Annotated in this window: 19 protein-coding genes; 9 read left to right on the top strand and 10 right to left on the bottom strand. The window is 68.3% G+C overall.

Annotated elements, in window-relative coordinates; translation table 11 throughout:
* Positions 1 to 426: an SH3 domain-containing protein gene (locus I4X03_RS09445; protein WP_223467962.1), complete on the top strand. Its 426-nt coding sequence runs from the start codon at positions 1 to 3 to the stop codon at positions 424 to 426.
* On the opposite strand, the gene I4X03_RS09440 is transcribed toward I4X03_RS09445, so the two are convergent.
* The gene (locus tag I4X03_RS09440) at positions 397 to 864 is read right to left on the bottom strand and encodes a GNAT family N-acetyltransferase (protein ID WP_223468113.1); all 468 of its coding nucleotides are present in this window, start codon (positions 862 to 864) and stop codon (positions 397 to 399) included. The genes I4X03_RS09445 and I4X03_RS09440 overlap by 30 nt on opposite strands.
* 124 nt (positions 865 to 988) lie before the next feature.
* On the opposite strand from I4X03_RS09440, the gene I4X03_RS09435 reads away from it, so the two are divergent.
* From I4X03_RS09435 to I4X03_RS09415, 5 genes are all read left to right on the top strand, one after another.
* Positions 989 to 2,242 (top strand): MFS transporter, encoded by a 1,254-nt coding sequence (locus I4X03_RS09435; RefSeq protein WP_223467961.1) that lies wholly within the window; start codon positions 989 to 991, stop codon positions 2,240 to 2,242.
* 22 nt (positions 2,243 to 2,264) lie between these two features.
* Positions 2,265 to 3,230: a PP2C family protein-serine/threonine phosphatase gene (locus I4X03_RS09430; RefSeq protein ID WP_223467960.1), complete on the top strand. Its 966-nt coding sequence runs from the start codon at positions 2,265 to 2,267 to the stop codon at positions 3,228 to 3,230.
* Between the two features lie 64 nt (positions 3,231 to 3,294).
* Complete coding sequence (locus tag I4X03_RS09425; RefSeq protein WP_223467959.1) at positions 3,295 to 4,629, top strand: FHA domain-containing protein; 1,335 nt, start codon at positions 3,295 to 3,297, stop codon at positions 4,627 to 4,629.
* An 8-nt stretch (positions 4,630 to 4,637) separates the two neighbouring features.
* Positions 4,638 to 5,138, top strand: coding sequence for a DUF1801 domain-containing protein (locus I4X03_RS09420; RefSeq protein ID WP_223467958.1), 501 nt, complete (start codon positions 4,638 to 4,640; stop codon positions 5,136 to 5,138).
* Positions 5,139 to 5,331: 193 nt separating this feature from the next.
* Positions 5,332 to 5,892: a hypothetical protein gene (locus I4X03_RS09415; RefSeq protein ID WP_223467957.1), complete on the top strand. Its 561-nt coding sequence runs from the start codon at positions 5,332 to 5,334 to the stop codon at positions 5,890 to 5,892.
* Here I4X03_RS09415 and I4X03_RS09410 read toward each other — a convergent pair.
* The 7 genes from I4X03_RS09410 to I4X03_RS09380 form a co-directional block, all read right to left on the bottom strand.
* Positions 5,867 to 8,062 carry an SUMF1/EgtB/PvdO family nonheme iron enzyme gene (locus I4X03_RS09410; protein ID WP_223467956.1) on the bottom strand — a complete coding sequence of 732 codons (2,196 nt, stop codon included), beginning with the start codon at positions 8,060 to 8,062 and terminating at the stop codon, positions 5,867 to 5,869. The genes I4X03_RS09415 and I4X03_RS09410 overlap by 26 nt on opposite strands.
* A gap of 8 nt (positions 8,063 to 8,070) precedes the next feature.
* Positions 8,071 to 10,023, bottom strand: coding sequence for an SPFH domain-containing protein (locus tag I4X03_RS09405; protein ID WP_307735352.1), 1,953 nt, complete (start codon positions 10,021 to 10,023; stop codon positions 8,071 to 8,073).
* A 198-nt stretch (positions 10,024 to 10,221) separates the two neighbouring features.
* Positions 10,222 to 11,211, bottom strand: coding sequence for a hypothetical protein (locus I4X03_RS09400; protein WP_223467954.1), 990 nt, complete (start codon positions 11,209 to 11,211; stop codon positions 10,222 to 10,224).
* Positions 11,208 to 12,221 carry a hypothetical protein gene (locus I4X03_RS09395; RefSeq protein ID WP_223467953.1) on the bottom strand — a complete coding sequence of 338 codons (1,014 nt, stop codon included), beginning with the start codon at positions 12,219 to 12,221 and terminating at the stop codon, positions 11,208 to 11,210. The genes I4X03_RS09400 and I4X03_RS09395 overlap by 4 nt, the downstream gene beginning before the upstream one ends.
* A 7-nt stretch (positions 12,222 to 12,228) precedes the next feature.
* Positions 12,229 to 12,780 (bottom strand): hypothetical protein, encoded by a 552-nt coding sequence (locus I4X03_RS09390; RefSeq protein WP_223467952.1) that lies wholly within the window; start codon positions 12,778 to 12,780, stop codon positions 12,229 to 12,231.
* 12 nt (positions 12,781 to 12,792) lie between these two features.
* A complete protein-coding gene (locus tag I4X03_RS09385) occupies positions 12,793 to 13,935 on the bottom strand; it encodes a hypothetical protein (protein WP_223467951.1) in 1,143 nt (380 codons plus the stop codon).
* A gap of 93 nt (positions 13,936 to 14,028) precedes the next feature.
* Positions 14,029 to 17,196, bottom strand: coding sequence for a penicillin-binding transpeptidase domain-containing protein (locus tag I4X03_RS09380; protein ID WP_223467950.1), 3,168 nt, complete (start codon positions 17,194 to 17,196; stop codon positions 14,029 to 14,031).
* Between the two features lie 186 nt (positions 17,197 to 17,382).
* Here I4X03_RS09380 and I4X03_RS09375 point away from each other — a divergent pair, with 186 nt between their 5' ends.
* Entirely contained in the window at positions 17,383 to 17,634 is a 252-nt protein-coding gene (locus I4X03_RS09375) for a hypothetical protein (protein ID WP_223467949.1), read from the top strand.
* Between the two features lie 196 nt (positions 17,635 to 17,830).
* Positions 17,831 to 18,583 (top strand): YXWGXW repeat-containing protein, encoded by a 753-nt coding sequence (locus tag I4X03_RS09370; RefSeq protein WP_223467948.1) that lies wholly within the window; start codon positions 17,831 to 17,833, stop codon positions 18,581 to 18,583.
* 72 nt (positions 18,584 to 18,655) lie between these two features.
* Here the strand turns inward: I4X03_RS09370 and cydB are convergent, their stop codons facing one another.
* Together cydB and I4X03_RS09360 are read right to left on the bottom strand one after the other, a co-directional pair.
* Positions 18,656 to 19,669: a cytochrome d ubiquinol oxidase subunit II gene (gene cydB / locus I4X03_RS09365; RefSeq protein WP_223467947.1), complete on the bottom strand. Its 1,014-nt coding sequence runs from the start codon at positions 19,667 to 19,669 to the stop codon at positions 18,656 to 18,658.
* The gene (locus tag I4X03_RS09360; RefSeq protein ID WP_370660502.1) at positions 19,666 to 21,057 is read right to left on the bottom strand and encodes a cytochrome ubiquinol oxidase subunit I; all 1,392 of its coding nucleotides are present in this window, start codon (positions 21,055 to 21,057) and stop codon (positions 19,666 to 19,668) included. Before I4X03_RS09360 ends, cydB begins: the two co-directional genes overlap by 4 nt.
* 96 nt (positions 21,058 to 21,153) lie before the next feature.
* Between I4X03_RS09360 and I4X03_RS09355 the strand changes: the two genes are divergently transcribed.
* A complete protein-coding gene (locus I4X03_RS09355; RefSeq protein WP_223467945.1) occupies positions 21,154 to 21,855 on the top strand; it encodes a ribonuclease HI family protein in 702 nt (233 codons plus the stop codon).
* The last annotated feature ends 17 nt before the right edge of the window (positions 21,856 to 21,872 follow it).

The raw sequence follows: 21,872 nt of genomic DNA, 5'->3' as shown, positions 1-21,872 counted from the left end.
ATGGCTACCCTGCTCACTGTCGCCGCCTACGGCCTTGCCCTCCTGCTCACCCTGGTGCTGGCATCGTTGCTGACGCCGGCCAGCTGGTGGCGCCGGCCGAATGCGCGCGCCGCCGCCATCGTCGCCGGCGGAACCTGGGGACTCGGCGCGCTGTTCGCCGGCGCCTTGCACGCCACCGAGCCGAAGCCCTTGCCGCCGACCGCGCAGCTGGCCAGCCACTACCAGGTGTTCCGCGCGCTGAACCTGCGCGACGGCACCGGCACCAGCGCAAAGCGGGTGGCGGTGGTGCCGGCAGGGGCGATCGTCGCCGCAACCGGCATGCGCGAAGGCGACTGGTGGCAGGTGCGCGCGCAAGTCAGCGGCACCCAGGTGACGGGTTGGGCCAGCAGCCTGTGGCTACGGCGCGCCGACGAACGGCCCAAGTGATTGTCCGAAAATCATCGGGTTGAACGCAAGCCCGTTCTTGGTCTGCATGGCCGCGGCGCGCACAAACCCGAGGCTTTCGTACATCGGCACCGCGTAGTTCGACGCGTTGACGGTAAAGACCCCATCGGCGCCGCCCTGCATTGCCACCTGGCGGGCATGCTCCCACAGGCGGCGCCCGACCCCGCGCCGTTGGCACTCCTTCGCGACAAACAGGTGGTAGACGTGGCGCCGTTCGCGCATGCCGATGAAGCCGGCCAGCGCGCCATCGATCTCCGCCAGGTGATAGACATAGCCGTCCGCGACCAGGCGGCGCAGCGCCTGCGCGTCGTTCTCGCGCACGAAGGCGTCGGCCTGCCCAGGTGAGCAGGTGCCGAGGAAGTATTCGCGCCCAAGCACCTCAAGCAGGCGCGCGGCTGCGCCGATATCGGCGTCGTTCATGTCACGCAAACGCATTCCATTTGTCCCAATGTTTTTGCCAAGCTGGCATGAGCGAAAATACCATACATGCACAATGCCGCGCGGGTTTGTTGACGCTATACGGCGTCATCCGTAGACTAGCTGGATGCCGAAGCCGAGCCTGTCCCCATCGCTGTCCGCGCCAACCGTGCGCTTGCGCGTGCCGTTGTCAAAACCATTGCGGCATCCGCGTTACCGGCGACTTTGGCTGGCCAACATCGTGTCGAACCTCGGCACCTGGACCCAGACCTTTGCGTCGGCCTGGCTGATCGCATCGATGTCGCAGTCGGCGACGATTACGACCCTGGTGCAGACCGCCACCTACATCCCGATTTTTTTGTTCGCGCTGTTCGCCGGCGTGATCGCCGACGCGGTCGACCGCCCCAAGTTCCTGTTCTTCTGTAACCTGTACATGGCGCTGTGCGCATGCGCGATGGCGGCCCTGGTCATCACCGGCCATGCGTCGGCGGCGCCGGTGCTGGCGCTCACCTTTGCGCTCGCCACCGGCACCGCCTTCGTCTGGCCAGCCTGGCAAGCGTCGGTGGCCGGGCTGGTCGAACCGGATGAACTCGAGGCGGCCGCCACCCTTAATAACCTCAGCTACAGCGTCGCCTCGATTGTCGGACCGGCGCTGGGCGGCATCCTGTTCAACTGGATCGGCCCCGGCGCGCTATTCCTGGTCAACGCGATCTCCTTCGTCGGCCTGCTCGCCGTGTACTGGGCGTGGTGGCAGGAGCGCCTTCCCCACACCACGGTGCGCCACGGCTTCACCAGCAGCATGAAAACCGGCCTGTCGACCGCGTTCGGCTGCGGGCGCTACCGCCGCATCCTGGTCAATGTCTGCTCGGTGTTCTTTGCCAGTATCGCCTTCGCGGCCCTGCTGCCGCTGTTCGTGCGCGACGTGCTGCACCTCGATTCGAGCGCCTTCGGCACCCTGATGGGCAGCCTGGGCGCCGGCGCCGTGCTCGCCGCCTTCTTCCTTCCGAGCCTGCGCGTCCGCTTCGACAAAACCACGCTGCTGTCGGGCGCACTGCTGGTGTTTGGACTGATGCTGATGCTGATGCCGCTGACCACGTCGCTGTGGCTGCTGGTGCCGCTGATCGTCTGCGGCGGCATGGCCTGGTCGGCGATCGTCTCGACCATGAACGCGGCGGCGCAGTCGTCGTTCCCGCAGAACCTGCGCGCCCGCACGCTGTCGATCTACCTGTTCATCATGGCCGCCGGCTATACGCTCGGCAGCGTGGTGTGGGGACGCGTGGCCGACAGCGCCGGCGTGCGGGTGGCCTTCGCCGTCGCCGGCCTGTGCATGGTGGTAAACGCGGTCGCGCTGGCCACGCGCAAGGCCGACAACCCGATCTGACCAATTCGGCTAAGCTGTCGGTATGACCATCGCGCCAGACAGCCTTGACTTCGGCCCTCGCTTCGACGTCGCTGCGCACAGCAGCATCGGCGAAGGCACGCGACCGCGCAGCGAAAATCAGGACAACTACCTGCTCATCGACGTCAATGGCGAGGCCCGCTACCTCGACAAGCAGCAGCTCGCCGCGCAACAGGTCAGCGGGTGGCCCCAGGGTCACGCGCGGGTTGCAGTGCTGGATGGGATGGGCGGCCACGGCCACGGGCGCGAGGCGGCCGAAGCGGCCGTCGCCGGCATGCTGGCGATGCCTGCCTGCGTCTCGCTGGACGAGCTGTCGGCCCGCCTTGACGCCTTGCACGGCTTCCTGCAGGGCGTGTTCGGCGCCGATTCCGATCTCGAGCGGCGCCCTGGCACCACCCTCACCCTGCTCGAACTGCCCCCCGGCGGACCGGCGCTGCTGTTCCACGTGGGCGATTCGCGCCTGTACAAGGTTGCCGCCGGCAAGGCCCAGCCCCTGACCGTCGACCACGTCCCGGCCACCGCCTTCGCCATGTCCGGCCTGATCGGCGCGCCGGAATGGTGGCAGCAGGTGCACGGCGAACACCGCTCGCAGATCTCGCAGGCGTTCATCCTTGGCAATGCGTTCGCCAGCCCGGTGCGGCTCGAAGACCCGCTGTTTCCGCTGTCGGCGCACGAACTCCCGGTTTTCTTGCGCCACCTCGCCGACCGCCGTGCGATTGAACTCGATCCTGGCGCCGACTACTTGCTTGCCACCGACGGCTTCTGGTCATGTTCGCGCGCCGCCGGCTGGGTCGCCCGCTGGCCGCAGGTCCTTGCCGCCGGGAAAAGCGCTGCGGAGGCCTGTGCCGGCATGTTCACCGAAATGCGCGTCAATCCGCCTCCTGAACTGCACAGCGACAACCTCACGGCGGTGCTGGTACGGGTGCGGCCAGCCGCCGGCACGGACGAAACCGCCCTGCCGGCCTCGTGAGGCCAGCGACGCCGGACGGCGAAAACGGGTAAGCTCGGCAGATGAATGAAAGTCCAGGCGTGCCATGAAAAAATGCAGCGACCCAGCACATCCGTACTGTACCCAGTGGGTATTGCCGGGCGAGCGCGCATGTTCCAGTGGCCACCCACAGCCGCTTGCCGCGCTGGCCGATGACGAGCTTCCGCCAGGCCCGCCCCCGCGTCCGCACATCCACATCAGCGGGTTCGACCCGCGCGCCTCCGGTGGCCGCCAGACCATCAAGGTCGAGCTGCGCGGCATGCCCGAAGACGCCCCGGCCGCCATCACCATGGCGCTGGCGTCGGCGTTGTTTCCCGGCGGCGTCTCGCGCCATACCTTCGAGCGCAACCTGCAAGGCCACTGGCGACCGCAATTCGTCGAGTTCAGCGCACGCGACAAGGAACACGGCCAGTACCGGGTCGAGGCAGAACTGCGCTGCAGCCACGGCAAGCAGGTGCGCCGGCGCTGGGTCTGCACCCTGATCATCCTGGTGCCGCGCCCGGACGCCAGCCTGACCGAGATCCACCAGACCTTCCTGGCTACCCACAAGAACGTCAGCGTGACCGCGGACGACGGCTCGATCGCGCGCGTGAGCGCGCAGGCCGGCGGCGGCCGCCTCGACATCGGCGTCAACGCGCGCAACGCCTCGATCGCCCGGCTCGACCTTGACGCGCGCGATGGCAAGGTGGCGGTCGGGTTTTCCAGCATCGCGTGGGACGAAGACCTGATCGAGATCGAGGTGCCAGAACAACCTGACACGCCTGCGACGCACCCGCATCCTGCGACGTCCGGCGAGATCGTCGCCAGCGAGGGTAACGCCGACACGCCGCGCCATGTCCGCCTGTTCGCCGCGGCCGAATTTGTCCTCGGGCGCGACGATCCCCACGACGGCGTGGCGCAGGTCCGCCTGGCGCACTACGGCGCCGGCCAGCGCGATACCGGCGGCTTGACCCGGCGCCTGTCGGCGCGCCACGCGATCATCCGGCGCAGCGGCGCAGGATTCGAGATCGAGGATATCTCGCGCTACGGCCTGCTGGTCGATGGCGCGTGGCCGGGCAAGCACCAGCCAATGCCGTTGCGGCTGGGCACGCGCATCGAGATGACGGCCAGCGTGCGCGGCATTGTCCAGCTGGTCGTCAGCGCGCTGCTGCCAACAGGCATCGTCCTGCATCGCGAAGACCAGGGCGCCCAGGATGAATGCTTTGTCCTGTTGGCGCCGGGACAGCACCCCGGCCACGACCATGGCCCGGTACAATCGCTGCCGCGTGCGGCGCGGCTGCCGCTGCTGTTCCACCACAACCACGGATTCTGGCGCTTCAATCCGGCCACCGGGTCGCAGGAGGCTATCGTACCGGTGTCCATTCCCGCCAATACCATCTAGGAATCAACATGCAGTCAGCGGCCAGCAGTGTCCCGGAATACCTCGACTCCCTGCCGGAAGACCGGCGCGCGCTCATTGACGCCGTGCGCGCCGTCATCCTGGAGAACCTCGATGCCGGCTATCGGGAGGCAATGCAGTACGGGATGATCGGCTATGCGGTGCCGCACAGCGTGTTCCCGGCCGGCTACCATTGCGACCCGGCGCAACCGCTTCCCTTCGCCGCGCTGGCATCGCAAAAGAACCACGTGTCGCTGTACCTGATGGGGCTCTACGTCGGCTGTACGGACGACAAGGAAACCGAGGAAGTGTTATGGTTTCGCCAAGCATGGGCGGACGCAGGCAAGAAAAAGCTCGACATGGGAAAAAGCTGTGTGCGCTTTAAAAAGCTCGACGACATCGCGCTGGACGTGATTGGCCAGGCAATCCGGCGCATGCCCACCTCGCGCTATATCGAGCGATATCTTGCCGTACTGGCGGCGGGCAGCCGCCGACCTGCCCGCAAAGCCTAGTCTGGAAGCAGCACCAGGACGATCAGCGCCAAACCAGAGAGCAACACCGCCTCGAGGGTGAAGACAATAGCGGGGATACGCAAGTCGTCAGGGATATGCATGACGTCCTCCTTGGAAGTAGAACACGCGCCTGACACTCTCAGTTTTTCGCAACCGGCGTGGCGCGCGCCAGGCACCTTTCGGATTGATAAAAATGACCATGAAGACCGCGACTGTATTAATGACACTGATGCTGGGACTGGCTGCCTGCAAGGAGAAAGTCGCCGTGACGACGACCACGCCTGCTGCGCCCGCCGCCACCACACCAGCCGCGCCGGACAACAGCGTACCGGCCCTGACATCGCAGGGCTACGGCTCAGTAAGGTTTGGCCAGACGCTCAGTGACGTCGAACAAGCGCTGGGAGAAAAAGCGCAGTCGCGCGGCGAGAGCGATCCGGCGTGTACCTATGTGAAGTTTGACAAGCTGCCTGGCGCAAGGTTCATGGTCGAGACCGGAGTGATCACGCGCGCCGAAGCCGATGCCGGAATCCCCAATGAACTGGGCGTGGCTGTCGGCGATACCGTGGAGCAGGCGAAGGCGAAATATCCGGCGGTGCAGGTCGGCCCGCACAAATATGTCCCCGATGGCAATTACCTGACCTTCAAGAAGGTCGACAGCAACAACGCCATCGTGATGGAGGCGGAAGGCTCGAAGATCACCAGGATTCGCTCGGGGATCGAGCCAGCGGTCAGTTATGTGGAGGGTTGTCAGTAGCGTCGAGCTCGCGGACCACGCGGAAGCCGACGATGTCGTTGCTGAGCACGGACGAGTAGCCGTTGCGCAGCGCCGAGCGCAGGTAGCGCGGGTTGTATAACCACGAGCCGCCGCGCAAGATCCGCCGGCCCTGGTCGCCGCCCTCTTCCCAGGCGCTGCCGTCGCGCGGCGCGCCGTCGTAATTGTCGTGCACCACGTCCTGCACCCACTCCCACACATTGCCGTGCATGTCGTACAGGCCCCAGCGGTTCGGCGCGAACGCGCCCGCCGGCGTGGTGCCCTGCCTGAACAAGCCCGTCGGGCTGCCGCCGTAGCTGTAATTGCCGTCGTAGTTGGCGCGGCTGGTGTCGATGCTGTCGCCAAATGAAAACGCGGTCTTGGCGCCGGCGCGGCAGGCGTACTCCCACTCCGCCTCGCTCGGCAGGCGGTAGCGCTGGCCGGTTTGCCGGCTCAGCCAGCTGACGTACTTTTGCGCGTCGTCCCAGCTGACGCCGACCACCGGATGGTCCTCGCCCTGGCGGAAACCGGGCGCTGCCCAGTTGACTTCACCCAGCGGGCGCCAGCCGGTGGCCAGCACGAAGCGGCGCCACTCGCCCACCGTCACCGGATAACGTCCGAGCGCGAAGGCGCGTTCGATGCCGACCCAGTGCTGGGGCGTCTCGCGCTCCAGCCAGGCCAGCTGCGAACCCGCCTCGATCGCCTTCTTGCGCTCGTGTTCCGGAGAGCCCATCTGGAATCGCCCCGCCTTCACCTCGACCAGCGCAGGGCCGTAGCCGCTGCCATCGACAAAGCGGTCGCGCAGGATGCCCGGCTCGGCAAGCGGCTCAGGCGCGGCCTGCGCGGCCTCGGTTACCGGCTGCTCCGCCGTGACGGCGGCGTTTTCGGCGCGCGTACGCTGCTGCTCGGCGCGGTAGGCGGCAGCCGCCCTGGCCTGCTGGACGCGGCGCTGTTCTTCTTCGGCCACGCGCGCTTTTTCCTCCTCGGCGGCGCGGCGCTCGCGCAGTTGTTCGCGCAAGGCTTCGCGGCGCACGCGGCGCTGCGCATCCTGTTCGGCGCGCGCGCGCTTGGCCTCGTCGCGCTGCAGCTTCTGGCGCGCCAGCTTGGCCAGCCGCGCCGCCTGCTCCTTCAGCTTCTCCTGGGAAGGATCGACCACAACCGGCGGCGTCGGCGCTTCATCCTGCGGCGCGCTGCGTAGCGCCTCGACCAGCGCCGCCACGGTCTGCGGCCGCGCCGCGCTGTCGAATGCGAAGCCGCTTTGCAGGACCGCCCATTGGGCCTGGCTGATCGACTCGGGCATCGGCGCCTGGTCGGACGCGGCGCGCGGCGCGCGGAACGGCAGGCGCCCTTCCAGCATCTGGTAAATCATGATGGCCACCGCATACACGTCGAGCGACTGCGCCGGCTCGCGCCTTGGCACGCCGGCCTCCGGCGCGCGGTAGCCCGCAGTGCCCGCGCTGCCCGGCGCCTGCGTCGCCGGGTTGCCGGTGCCCGGGCGCACCCGCGCGGCGATGCCGAAATCGAGCAGCTTGACCTCGCCCTTGGCGGTGACGAACACGTTGCCGGGCTTGATGTCGCGGTGAACCAGCTTGATACGGTCCCACGCGTAATCGAGCGCCGCCGCGATCGGCGTGGTCAGCGCCAGCGCGCGTTCGATGGTCAGCAAACCTTCACGCGCCAGCAGGCTGTCGAGATCCTCGCCTTCAAGGCATTCCATGATGATGAAGTAGCTGGTGGTCGCCGGGTCGCGCGCCCATTCGTAGACGCGGACGATGTTCTCATGGGCCAGCTTGCGCGCTTCGGTCGCCTCCTGCACCAGCAGGCGCGCACGGGTCGCGCTTTGGGTCAGTTGCGGGGGAAGGATTTTCAGAGCGACCATCGCGCTGTGCCCAAGCTCGGCATGCGTCGCCAGGTCGGTGGCCTGCCACACCTGGCCCATGCCGCCGTGGGCGATCAGCCGTTCGAGGCGGTAGCGGCGCTCGGGCGGGCCCACTTCCATGCCGGCCATCAGGCCGATCTCGGTGCCAGGGCGCACTGGAATGCCGCGCACCTCGGGCAGCGCGTATTCTGCGTCGAGGATGGCGTTCTTGCGGTGGTCGAACTCCTGCTGGCTTAACAGCCCGTCTTCATGCAGCGACCGCAGTTCGCGGATTTTCTCGTGCGCGGTATGCATGGAACGGCTCAGGGCTGAAGCGGCGCGCCGCATTGGGCGCAGAAGCGGTCGAGCGGGCCGGCCATGTGGCCGTTCGGGCAGGTGCGCATCAACGGCGCCGCGCCGCGCACCTGGGCCACGCCGATGCCAAGCTGCGACTGGGTCGACAGCGCGGCCTTGTTGACGTCGTTCTGCAGTTTCATCAGGTCGACCTGGTGCTGCCGGTCCTTGTCCATCTCCAGCGCGCGCCGGGCGCGGTCCTGCTGCACCCGCTCGTCGGCAAGGCGCGCGGCCTCCAGAGGGTTCATGCCGCCGAGCGCCTCGAGCTGGCCGGCGCTCATCGTCGCGTGCACCTGGGTTTTCAGCACATCGGCCAGCAGCGCCGCGTTCGCGGCCGGGGCCAGCACCACCTTCGCGGTATCGTCCATGCCGCCGATGCGGTCCATGCGGCGCAGCTCATGCTGCCACTGCGCCTCGTTTTCCTGCGCCTGCAGCGCATGGCGGCGTTCCTCGGCGTCAAGCAGCGCTTCCTGCTCCTTGCGCGTATGGAGCGCGTCGGCCTCGATCGTGCGCAGCAGCTTTTCATGCTGGGCATCGGCGTCGGCCCGGCCGGAGGCGCGCAGCAAGTCGCGCTGGCGGTCCAGCGCGACCTGGTCTTCCCATTCCTGTTCGCGTTCCGCCTCGCGCTGGCGCGCCGCGTTGGCCAGCGCCAGCGACTGCACGCCGCTGCGCTGCTGCTCGCGTTCCAGCGCGCGCTCGTACTCCTGCGCCTCGCGCTCGCTCTCGTGCAGGCGCGCGAGTTCGGCGCGTTTGCGCGTTTCGTCCTCGATCGACAGCGCCTGGGTGATCTTGTTCTGGATTTGCTGTTGCAGCAGCTGGTGAGAGAAGCGCTGGCGCGCCAGCAACTGCGCGTTGCCGGCATCCTGGCGCGCCGCTTCCAGCTCGGTGTGCATGCGGATGCGCGCGATCTGGCGCAGGTGCTCCCAGTCAGCCGATTCGTCGGCGCGCGCCTTGCCCTTTTTGGCCAGTTCGTGCTCAAGCTCGGCGAGCATGTCGCCGGCCCCGCGCACGATCGCTTCCTTGCGGTTTTTCGATTCGACGATGCGGCTGTACAGGTCGATCTCGCGGGCACGGATGGCCTGCACGCGCTCGGCGTTCTGCACCGACATCTCGGCGCGTTCGACGGTTTCTTCCTGGCGGATTTCGGCGCGCCGGTAGCGCAGCCTGACTTCCTGCTCCTCACGGCGGATCCGTTGCCACTCTTCGTCGTTGTACAGCTGGTCGAGGTGCTTTGCGTGTTCGAGCTTGACGTGCCCTTCGTCGGTGACCATCCACAGGCTGCCGATCCGTTCGCGGTTGGCGTCGAATTTGTCGTGGTGCAGCGACAGCGTGTCGACCTGCACCACCGCCAGGCCGTATTCGGCCAGTCGCATTTTGAGGGCGCTTTGCAGGCGCTCGTCGAGCTGCAGGCGCAGGTCGCGGTTGGCGGCCATGTCGCGCAGCGATTGGGCGGCCACGAATTCGGCAGCCAGCTGGCGTACCGACGGCGCCAGCAAGTCGCGCAGGTGCGCGGCCGTGACGGTGCCAGGCGCGGTCATGAAATGCTGCGCAAACATCGGCACCTGGTCAATTTTCAGGCTGACCCGGAATTGTGCGGAGACGGCCAGGTGCTCGGCGGTGCGCAAGTCGCTGAAGCTGAACTCGACCGGCAAGGCGGCGCTACGGGTGATCAGGATTTCGGCATGCTGGTCGCGCAGCAGGTTGTTAAGGCGCGAAAAGAATCCTTCGATCTCGTATTCGCCCTGCGGCACTTCGGTCGCCTTGTCACGCTGCAAGATATACGCGCGCGTCGCGGCTGGAACGCGCAGTGTCTTGACGAACAGGCCGGACAGTTCGCGCACGCCGAAGAACACGGCCAGCTCGCCGTCGCCGGGAATCCAGCGGTTCTCGCGCAGCAGCGGTTCGCGGCGAGGTGCGCCCAAGGTCAGGCCGCACCGGGAACAGTACCCGGAGTCACCTGAGTTCTTGTGCTCGCAGCGCGGACATTTGGCGCCGCCGAATCCAAACATCTGAAACATCGCCACTCCTGGTTGGTGAATCGACGCAATGTGTTGTACGCAAGTTAATTCTAGCAGGGACCGCCGCGCTTCACATTCCGTGCTCAAGCGTGCGCACCCTGCTCAGGGCATGCCGATCCGGTCGATGCAGGCCATGCTGGCCCCTGTTGCGCGCAGCGCGGCGGCGAAACCGGCCGGCAAAGCGCTTTCCCAGGCCCGCGGCAGCAGTACGCGGTCGCCCGCGGCGGCCTGCGCCAGCACCAGCGCGCACTTCGGCGCGCAGCCCTCCACGGTGTCGACCCGGCCCGACTGCCATGCGGACGAGCAGCCGGTGGCGATCACCCTGCCACGCGCCAGGAACTCGCGCCCGCGCGCCATGCGGTCGGCGATCACCAGCGCCAGCTCGAAGGAATTGCCCTGGAAGCGAGGCTCGGCAAAGCGCACGGCGCTGCGCCAGCGCCCTTCGCCGCGGGCATCGAAGCGGCGGGCGCCGGCCAGCGCCTGGCGCACCGCGAGCTGGCGGGTCAGGTCGAGCCCCGGGGCGGCGATGCTATCTTCCTCCTCGCCGGCCGGTTCGGCCAGCGGATAGACCGAGACCTCGACCCAGCTGAGCGTGTCGTTGATGCCGCCGCTATGCAGCGGGAACCAGGCGCGCGCGCTCGCCACCGCCGCGCCGGCGTCGGGCTGTCCCGCCAGCGCCCCGAGATACGCCAGGTGATCCGGCCCGCCCAGCAGCATCGCCGGATGCGCGCCCGCCGGCTTGCCGGTGTGGCCGTCGATGCGTCCGAGCTGCCAGTGATCCGACCAGCCATTGGCATGCAGCGGCGCGTCCGGCATGACGCCGCGCGCCATCCGGTCGGCCAGCACCACGGCCAGTTCCCAGCCGCGCTCCGCCGGGCCGGGGGCGCGGTCCATCGTCAGCAGCACCTGGTCGCGGCTGTCGTGGCGCGCTTCCGTCAGGCGCGCCAGCCGCGCCACCTGCTGCATCCGTTCGGCCAGCGCTGGCCCGCCCGGACTGCGGCACTTGACCTCGGCCCGCCCGCCGCGCGGGCGCCGCACGGCGCTCACGGTCAGCACCGAGCCGTCGCCCAGCGTGCTGCGGCATTCGCTCATGCTCCCTCCCCGTCGGTCATCCGGCGCGCCGCGCTGTCATGTTCCAGGTTGGCGACGATGCGGTCGGCGTCATCGATCACGGCCGCCAGCGGACTGGTCTTCAGGCGCGCCAGCAGCGCCCAGGCTTCGTCCAGCGCCGCCAGGGCGTGCACGCTGTGCCCGGCGCGCGCGGCCTGCCGGCGTTCGTCCAGCCGCCGCCCGGGGGCTGCCAGTTCGAGCGCGGGCATCGTCGATACCGACACGCTGACCTGGTCGAGCCGGCGCAGCAGCGCCTGGTGCTGGCGGAACAGGTCCTGCCCTGGCGGCAGCGTCGCCAGCCGCAGCGCCGATGCGAGCCGCGGCAGCTCGAGGAACAGCCGGCGCAGCGCGCGCGCGTCGGCGTCCGGCGTGCCGGTGCCAGGCGCCCGGAGCGCCTGCGCCGCCGCCGCCGGCATTGGCGTTGGGACCGGCACGGACACTGGCGCGGCCATGAGCATCGCCGGGTAATCGCCGACATCGGCGGGCATGCAGTCCTCGACCGTCACGCCGAAGCGCATATATAACAGCTCGTCCACACCGGCGCGAAACGCATCCCATTCGCCCAGCGACGCGCACGGAGGAAGATCGATGTTTCCTTGCGCCAGTTCGCGCCGGATCGCCGATTCGATCGCCTTTTGCAGGTCGCTTAACGCCAGCCTGGCGCCCACCTCGCTGGCCAGGAACAGGTCGAAGCGCTGCTGCGCCACGCGCGGGTCGGCGCCGTCGACCACAAAGGTAAGCCGCAAGCCCGCCTCGGGAGCGGCGGCGAACGGGACCAGGTCGATGGTGTACGGGCCCGGGTGAAAACAGTACAGCGTCTCGCCCTTCGCCAGGCTGGTGCGCGCTCCGGCAGCCACGCGCCGGGTCGCGCCTTGCGCATCGCAGGCGACCCCGAGGCAACCGGGCGCCAGGTCGGCGGCCGAGGCCACGCGCACGGCGACCGTCCCCGTCCCGGGAACGTCCGCCACCTCGCGCCGCCTGAAGATGCCCATCGCGCTCTCAGGTCCGCACAGGTTCGATGGCGAATCCGCCGCCATGGCGCTGGAAGTGCGGCGCCGGGTTTGAGGCAAACGGCCACGCGCCTTCGCATTCGCCGTCGGCATCGAGATGGCCTTGCAGGACCACCGCCCCGGCGCCATCGCGTACGCGCAGCAGCGGCGGATCGCGCATCAGGCGCGCCGCGAACGGCGCATCGGCAGCCAGCGCCAGGATCACCTGCCAGCGCTCGCCGTCCTCGACAAAGTGCAGCGTCCAGCAGCCGTCGTCGGTGGCCAGGCCGGTCAGCGGTCCCGCGCCGGCCGCAGCGCGCAGCATTCCGCTGCTGCCGAGCCAGGCTTCCGCCGCGCGCCGCTCCAGCGCAAGGTGGCGAAAGCGCCGCAAGGTCAGGGGCGATGCTTCCAGCGCTTCGCGTTCGGCGCGGGCCAGCGGGCGGTTGCCCTCCAGCGCCTCGCGGATGGCCGCATCGGTCAGCATCAAGCGGTCGCCTTCGACACGGCGCCCAAGCATCAGGCGCTCGCGCAGGGTAAGGCTTTGGGTATCCTGGCTGGTCATGCGATTCTCCTGTTATGGATGGGCGGTGCCCATGAGCCTTGCGATTGCCTGGTCGCGCCGTTTGCGCAAGGTCGGCAGCGATATGCGGTCCTGCACGGCAAGCTGCTGCATCGTCGGCAGTGCGCCGGTGGACGGGTCCAGCCATTCAGCGGGATAGGCGTCGTCGTCGGCGCCAACCATTTTCAGGTACACGGCGAGGTAGACGGGCAGCGAACTGCCGGCCAGCGCCTCCGCGGTCCACAGCGCGGCGTCGGCCGATGGCTCGCGCGGCTCCTCCCCGGTATCGTCGGCGGCGCGCGATTCGGCAACCACGCGCCACAGGTCTTCCAGCCATTCGGCCGCTTCGTTCGCGTCGAGCGCGCGGCCGCAGTCGCGGTTCGACGACAGTTCTTCGTACTCGCCTATTTCAGCCAGCATGGCCTGGATTTTTTCGGGACTGGCTTTCAGGTTGGCGAAGCGCTTGGAACGGGTATGCAGCGGTCCGGGGGCGCCGCCGAAGCGTTCGAGCGATTCGCTCCAGCGCAGCACCCACGCGGCCTTGCAATCGCCGGCGCCGCGCATCTGGCGCACCTCGATCGGCACGCCTTCGACCTCGCGCCCAATGACGGCGGAGACCTGCTCAAGGTTTTCGCGCCACGCGGCGAACAGGCGTGCGATCTCGGCGCTGGCCGTGTCGAGCATGCGATAGGCGTACATCTTGTTCGGGCTGCAGCTGCGGCCACAGGCAACCTGGTAGTTGTCGGAGTCGACCTTGTCGCGCAGGACGGCGAACAGGTCGTTGACTTTCTTGCGCAGGATGGCGGCGCCGCCCGGGCCATGCCAAAACGCGCCGCTGCGCGCGAACTCGGCTTCCACCGCGGCGCGGAAGGCCGCCCAGTCCGCAGGCCGGGCCTGCAGCTCGCAAACCAGTTCGATGGCCAGCTCGAGCGTGCTGTCGCCATAGCTGTTGCCGGCTGCGGTGGCGCGCGCGCTGCGGCGGCCGGCATGCAGCAGCTCAGCCATGAGATCGAGGTAGGCGTCCAGGCACGCTTGCTCCTGGGCCGGATCGAGCAGGCGCGGACAGGCGCCGGCGAGCGCCTGCAGGGAGCAATGTCCCAGCAGTTTGCGCACGTGTTCCCAGCCGTGCTCCTGGTAACGGGTTCCCGGCAAACGCATGCCATCCTCGTCCAGAACAAGTGGAACCGCCCGGTCGGCGGCCTGTAAAATCATGCCATATGATTAAGATTCACGCGGCACGGTTGAAACTGCTTATGGTCGAGCTCGCTCCATCGATGCCAGTACCGCGGCCACCACCGGCGCCGCCCGCGCGCCGCCGGTCTCGTCCGAGTGGCTGACGAAGGCGGCGACGGCGAGGCGCCGCGGCTGATTCGGCAAGGTGCCCGGCTCGATCCAGCCGGTGAACCAGACGGTCGCCAGCTCGCGCCCGCCCTGGCTGATCGTCGGCGCGGTACCGGTCTTGCCGGACAGCCCGGCGCGGATGCGCGCAAGCGACGCGCCGCTGAACGCCGCTGCGGCCGTGCCGGTGTCGACCACGCCCTTCATCCCTGCGCGCACCCGGTCCAGCCGCACGCCAAGCGGCGCCGGGCTGGCTTCAGGCGCCGTGCGGCCGTCGAGCGACAGCAGCAGGCGCGGAGTGGCCACGCCGCCCTGCCCGACCGCCGCCGACACCAGCGCCATCTGCAGCGGCGTGGCCTGCATGCGCAGTCCGATCGCCATCTGGCGCAGCTCATGGCGCGTATGCACCGGGTCGACCTGGGCGGCGCTGGCCTGCAGGGCATCCCATTGCGACCACGGAAAGTCGGGCGGCAGCAAGCCGCCGTCGAGCTTCCATGCCTTGCCGAAGCCGACCCGGCCCGCCATCGCCAGCACCGGCCGCACGCTATCGAGCGCGCCGGCCTCCAGCGGGTGCAGGTCGGGGGCGCCGCCGTCGGGGCGGCCGAACAGGCTGCGGTCGGCCAGCTCGCCCGACCAGGCGAACCACGTATTCAGGCTGTAGGTCAGTGCCTGCGACAAGCCAAGGCGGCCATCCTGCGCGCGGCGGTCCAGGTGCTGGTCGCGGAAGTTGGTGATGTGCGCCTGCCGGGTGGCGACCGGATAGGTCGCCGCGTTGGTCTGGAATGCGAAGCCCCTGTGCGCGGCCAGCTCGTTGATCGCGCCAAGCGGAAGGCCCGCGAGCAGCGCGTCGATCTGCGGGTCGCGGCGCGCTGCCAGCTCCAGCCCCAGCGCGCTGATCACCTTGAAAGTCGACCCGGGGCTGCGATGGGCGCCGCCGTCGTGCTGCAGGGCCGGAAGGCGCAAGGCGCTGCGTGCCGGATTGGTGCGGTCGAAGTTGCGGACTTCGTCCCAGTTGGCCCCCGTCACCGTGCCGGCGCCGGCGCCGGCCGCCGCCAGCACGTCGCCGGTTTCCGCATCGAGCACCACCACCCCCGCCTGCCTGCCATTCGGCACCGGCGCAGCGCCTTCGCATGCCGTGCCGTTCATTCTCCCCTGGCGCATGCCGACGCAGTCGAGCACCCGCTGGCTCGCCGCCTGCAGCGCAAGGTCGATGCTGAGGCGCGCGCTGTGCGTACCCGCGCTGGCAGGCAGCCGCGCCAGCATCCCGGCGATGCTGTTTGGATGGTCGCTGCGCATGCCCAGCAGCGCAGCCAGGCCGGCGTCGATGGCAGCCGGCGTCGGGCTGCCGCCGCTCCACAGGACTTCGCCGTTGCGGTCTTCCAGGCGCACATCGGCCATCGCATGGCGTGCCGGCCTGCCCTGGTCGCCACCAAGCGAGTGCCAGGCCAGGCGCCCGTCATGCACGCGCAGGTGGCGGTAGCGCTGGTCGGCGGGCGCGGCCAGCGCCGCCATTTCGAGCGGCAGCGCATGGATGGAGATGCTGCGCGCGCCCGGCATCAGTGCGAGATCGAGCAGCTGGACCGCGTCGCCCGCCGTGCAGGCGCGTCCGGTACAGGCCGCGGCCGGCGCTGACCGCAGGCGTGCCCCGTCCACCGACAGCATGCGCCCGGCCAGCAGCAGCTGGATGACCTCTCCGCCAGCCGCAGGCCCGGGCAGGGCCAGCGTGATCTGTGCACGGGACGCGCCATCGTCCTGCGGCCATGCGGCCACGCGGGTCCATGGCGCCCAGCCTTGCGGCAGCTCGGCGAACAGCCGGCTGGCGGCCAGCGGCATTGCCCCGGTCGTCGACGCCGCCGCGTTGCCGACGCTGGCCTGCCAGTCGCCATGCGCGCCAACCGGGCGCACGCGCCAGGCCAGCAGGCGCCTTTCGCTGTTGAAGATCCTGACCTGTTCGCGCACAAAGGCGCCGTCGGCCATCCGGTACAGGCGCGCGAGCAGCGCTTGCGCCTGTGCGTCGTTCCTGACGTGGCCCCAGCCGGCCAGCGGGACTGCGCGCGCGTCGTCGGACGCGGAGCGCCATGCAAGCAGGTCGCGCGGGGCCAGCTCGGCCAGGCCGCCCGCGCCGAGGCGCACCAGGCCGCGCTCGGCCAGCAGCTGGAACAGCTGCTGGTCTTCCAGCCGCGCGGCGGGAGCGGCGCCGACGGTGTAGTTGCCCGGCCTCATCCAGGCGGACATCGGCTGGCCAGCGCGCGGGAACGCATGCACGATCGCCCTGGCGGCCTTGCCGTCGCCCGGGCGGAACACCTGCATCACCAGGTCGCCGGCATCGGCGCAGGCGCGGCTGGCACGGCGCTGGATGCGCAGCGCGCCCCCCTGCCACGCCAGCCAGCCCTCGCGATCCAGCTCGCCCTTGCCATGCACGCCCTCGGTCACCCGGCCCATGGCGGCATCGGCAATCCAGCGAACCGGCGCAACGCGGCTCTCCCATTCAAGCTGCAGGCGGCCATCGCTAGCGCTGCCGGTAATCCGCAGCCGCGGCAAGTCGGCCGCCTCGGGCGCGGCCAGGGCGACATGGCGCAGCGATACCGAGCCTGGACGAAGCGCATTGCGTTCGGCCCACCGGGCGACGTCGGCGAAGTGGTAGCCGGCGCGGATCGGCAGCAGCTGGCGGCTTGCCGGGCTGGCCCGCTGGTGGCACAGGTCGACGACGACCGCCGGCGAGGCCCGCATGCCAGCCGAGACCAGCAAGGTACCGGCAGCGGATGTCTGGATGAAGACGCCAGCCTCCGCTGGCACGCTGAACACGGCGCCGGGCATCACCGGCTGGAACACATCCGCCGCCGAGCCGCGCGTGTCGGCCGCCACGGCCATCTGCCGCGCATGGCTGGCGATGACGACCGCGCCGCCCAGCGCCGCGATCATGCCGGCCACTGCCATCGACTGCCCCGGCGACGGCGCGGCGAGGCGCCACGCCCGAGCTGCCCGCTGTCCCTTCGCGGCCGCAGCGAAGTTGCGCGCGCGGCGCCATGCGGCGCGCCGTGCCGTTACCGCTTCCAGCGTGTTCGTCAGCCAGCTTTTCATCGCATCCCTCCCGTGCCCGATTTGGCTTAGCGGGGGGCGGCAGAAAGGCCGCCCGCCGATTCGCTTCATCGCGCTTTTTATGCAGGTCGCGCCGCCAAAACAGCGGCTTGTCGCAATCCGATGGAGTCGAAGCGCGCCTTTAGCTACAGTGACTCCATCGAAACCAACATTGAAAGGAACCACACCATGAACATCCTCAACAACATGGAAGCCGTCTTCCTCGTCTCGCTGGCCATCGCCGGCCCAGCCAGCGTGCTCGTCGATGTGCTGCCCGAGGCGAACGCCAGCCGTACGCCACCGGCGGCGGTTGCCAGCCAGCAAGTCATCCCTGTGGTGGTGGTCAGCGCCCGCCGCATGACCGAGGAAGAAAAGCGCCAGTCGCTGGAACAGGAAGCCCGCGACGCATCGTTCAAGGTCGCTTCGCGGGGCGGCGTTTGATCCCGGCATGCCCTCGCGTGCTCGACAGTAAGACAAAAGCCGGCACGCGACGGCACCCGCTCCTACACCAGTTGTAACAAAGGCAGACAAACCCCGCCGAAATCTGTTTCAGTTGTAAGTTGTTGAATCGTGTGCACTATTTCTTAGAGGACGTTTGCTATATTGATCTCACGCCTTTCCACGGAGGATCAAGAATATGAAACGTACACTCACACTCGCCACCCTGATTGCGATCGGTGCTGCCGCCTACCTGCCGTCCATGGCAGTCGCCCAGTCCGACTACACCGTCATCATCGGCTCGGCCCCGCCGACCCCACGCTTTGAAAGCGTTCCGCCACCACGCGCAGGCTATGTCTGGGCGCCAGGTTTCTGGAACTGGAACGGCAACCGCCACGAATGGATTTCCGGCCACTGGGAACGGGCCCGTGACGGCTATGCATGGCGCCCTGCCGAATGGCAACGCAGCGACCGCGGCTATGGCCTGCAGCAAGGCGGCTGGGTAGTCGTCAACGACCGCGGCTATGCGGATATCCGCCGCGCACCGCCTGCGCCCCGCTATGAGCGCGTTCCGAGCGCACGCCGGGGCTATATCTGGGAGCCGGGTCATTGGGAATGGCGCCGTGGCCGCTATGAATGGATGAGGGGCGAATGGATCGTGGCCCGTCCGGGTTATGTCTACCGTCCGCATGAATGGCGTGAGCGCAACGGCCGCTGGTTCCTCGAACAGCCGCGCTGGTCGCAACGCGGCGGCCGCGACCGCGATCGCGACGGCATCCCGGACCGCCTGGAGCGTGGCGACCGCTATGACCGCGACAATGACGGCATGGATGACCGCTACGACCGCGATCGCGACAACGATGGCGTGCCGAACCGCCGCGACGGCGACCGCGATGGCGATGGCGTCCGCAACGAGCAGGATCGCCGCCCTGACAACGAGCGCCGCTATTAAGCGCTAGCCGGCAACGGCGCAAAGCCACCACGGCAGGAGTCGTGGTGGCTTTTTTACTGGGCCTTTCAAAACCTAGTGATATCCCTCATCGGCGTTGACCGTCCCGCGGAACAGCCAGAACACCAGCACCGTGTAGGCCAGAATCACCGGCAACAGGATCGACGCGCCGATCAGGTAGAACATCTGCGACGATGGGTGCGCCGCCGCGTCCCACACCGTCATGGCCGGCGGCACCAGATACGGCACGTTCGACACCACCAGTCCGCCAAAGGCCAGCAGGAAAATCGCGATCGCCGAACCGAACGGCAACAGGGTCCTTCCTTGACGGATGCCGTACCAGCACAGCCATGAGAACAAGGCCGTCGCCACCGGCACCTGGGCCAGGAAGAAGAGATTTGGCAAACTCAACCATCGCTGGGCGATGCGGTCGATCTGCAATGGCGTCCAGATGCTGACCACCACGATAAAGCTGACCAGCGCCCCCAGCAGCGGCCCGGCCATGCGGCGCGCATGCCGCTCGACATCGCCGGCAGTCTTGAACAGCAGCCAGGTCGCGCCCAGCAGCGCATACGCTGCGACGATGCCGAGCCCGCACATGATCGAGAACGGCGTGAGCCAGTCGAACGATCCACCGGCGAACTGTCCGTCAACAACCTTGATCTCCTGTAGCACCCCGCCCAGGATCAGCCCCTGGGCGAACGCCGCCAGGGTCGAGCCGGCTGCGAACGCCGCGTCCCACGCGCGGTGATGGGGCTTGGCCACCCAGCGGAACTCAAACGCCACGCCACGGAAGATCAGCGCCAGCAGCAACACCAGCACCGGGAGATACATGGCCGGCAGGATCACCGCGAAGGCGTTGGGAAAGCCCGCCCACAGCGTAACGCCGCCCAGGACCAGCCAGGTCTCGTTGCCGTCCCAAAATGGCGCGACCGAATTCATGACCTGGTCGCGCTCGGCCTCCTCGCTAAAAAAAGGAAACAGGATGCCGATGCCAAGGTCAAAACCGTCGAGCACGATGTACATCGCGACGCCGACACCCAGCACCAGGGCCAGGATGACCGGCAAGGTGTATGCGAGATCGGTCATGTCGCTGGCTCCTGCGCCTGCGCTGGCCGCCCGCCCGCAAGCGGCCGGTTGGGCAAGGTTTCAGGGCCTGGCAAACTCGGCTGGGGTCCCTTCCCGATCATCTTGTTGATGTACCAGATGCCGATCGAGAACACCACGCCGTACACCAGCACGAACAGCACCAGCGACGTCATCACGGCGCCGGCCGCGACCGGCGAGACCGCATCCCTGGTCCGCAACACGCCGGTGGCGACCCACGGCTGGCGGCCGATCTCGGTCACCATCCAGCCCGCCAGCAGCGCGATGAAACCGGCCGGCCATGCCCGCGCAAGGGGCTGCATGAACCACCTCGCCTGGTCGAGCCGCTTGCGCCACCAAAGGGACACGCCAATAATGCCGGTCAGTATCATCAGCACGCCCAGCCCAACCATGATGCGGAAGCTGAAGAACACCGGCCATACCGGGGGCCGGTCCTCAGGCGCGAAATCCTTCAGCCCTTTGAATGTTCCGTCCATGCTGTGCGTCACGATCAGGCTGGCCAGGCCGGGAATCGACACCTCGGCGAGATTGCGTTCGGCCTCGGCGTCTGGCCAGGCAAACAGCACCAGCGCCGCCGGTTTCGATCCGTCCCAGTGCGCCTCGATGGCGGCGATTTTGGCCGGCTGGTATGTCAGCGTGTTCAGCCCGTGCAGGTCGCCGACGAACGCCTGCAGCGGCGCCAGCACGGCCAGCATGCCCAGGCCCATGTGCAGCATGGCTCGCGCCTCGGTGCGGAAGCGCCCGTCCAGCATGTAGCGCGCTCCGGTTGCCGCCACCACGAGCGAGGTCGTCAGGTAGGTCGCGATCATCATGTGGGTAAACCGGTACGGGAAGCTCGGGTTGAAGATGATCTCGAACCAGCTGACCGGGATGGTGATGCCATTCTCCATCGCAAAGCCGGCCGGCGTATGCATCCAGCTGTTGGCCGACAGGATCCAGAAGCCCGACAGCGCGGTACCGAGCGCGACGAAAATCGAGGCCATCGTGTGCAGCCACGGCGGAAACCGGTTCCAGCCGAACAGCATGATGCCGAGGAAGCTCGCTTCAAGGAAGAAGGCCGTCAGCACCTCGTAGCCGAACAGCGGACCGAGGGTGTTGCCGAACATCTGGGCAAAGCGGCTCCAGTTGGTGCCCAGCTGATACTCGAGGACGATGCCCGATACCACGCCCATCGCGAACGACACCGCAAAGATCTTGGTCCAGAACCGCGCCAGCGTCTGATAGTGCGGCTTGCCGGTGCGCATCCACAACAGCTCAAGCGTGGCAATGAAGGCCGACAAGCCAATAGTGAACGAGGGGAAAATGATGTGGAAAGCAATCGTAAACCCGAACTGGATCCTGGAAAGCAGCAAGGCGTCGACACCAGCGATTGTTTCCATTGATAACTCCGGCACGTTCACGAGCGGCGACTGCGCGCTGCGTCATGGATCAGATCGCACCGGCGCGTCGAAAGTTCGGCCAGTTTGATGAGCGTATTCAATTGGCCGCAAAAACGCTATGCTGCGGGCATGAACCAGCCACCGCCGTTGCAGCACGCCGCCTACAAATCCGAACTCAGCGCCAGCCGCAAACTTGCGGCCTCGGCCGGCATCAGCGAAGACGAGGCGCTGCGCCGCGTCCTGACCGCCGCTGCCGGCCTCGCCGGCCTGGCGGCGCTGCTGGCTGACCGGCGCGCGCTGCGCCAGGCCGATGCGGCAAGAATCCTTGCGCGCGCCGAGCGCAAGGCGGCGATCGAGGCCAGCCGCAAGGCCAGGCACCAGGGTCCGCCTGCCGCATGGCGCGCCTGGTTCGACGGCTCGGCCCACCCGAACCCGGGGCGCTGCGGCATCGGGGCCTTGCTGCTGGGGCCGGCCGGCGTCAGCGTCGAAGTGTCGCAAGCGGCTGGCTACGGCAACAGCAGCGAGGCCGAGTACCGCGCCCTGATCGCGGTGCTGGAGGCTGCGGTGCAAGCGGGCGCCTCCGGCCTGGTCGTCTATGGCGACAGCCGGGTCGTGATCGACGACGTCAACGGCCCGGCGCTGGACGCGGCAGCATCGCTGGAAGAATACCGCTCGGCCGCGCACGCCTTGCTCGCGCAGCTGGACGGCGTATCGCTGCGCTGGATCCCGCGCCACAAGAACGCCGCCGCCGACGCACTGTCGCAACGCGCCGCGGCGCTCGCGCAATAAGGCTGGCGGCCGTCCCG

It is taken from the genome of Massilia soli, from assembly GCF_016809835.1.
Classification (GTDB): Bacteria; Pseudomonadota; Gammaproteobacteria; order Burkholderiales; family Burkholderiaceae_D; genus Telluria_A; species Telluria_A soli.
The sequence above is the reverse complement of the archived record's forward strand: the minus strand, read 5'-3'. Positions and strand labels throughout refer to the sequence as shown.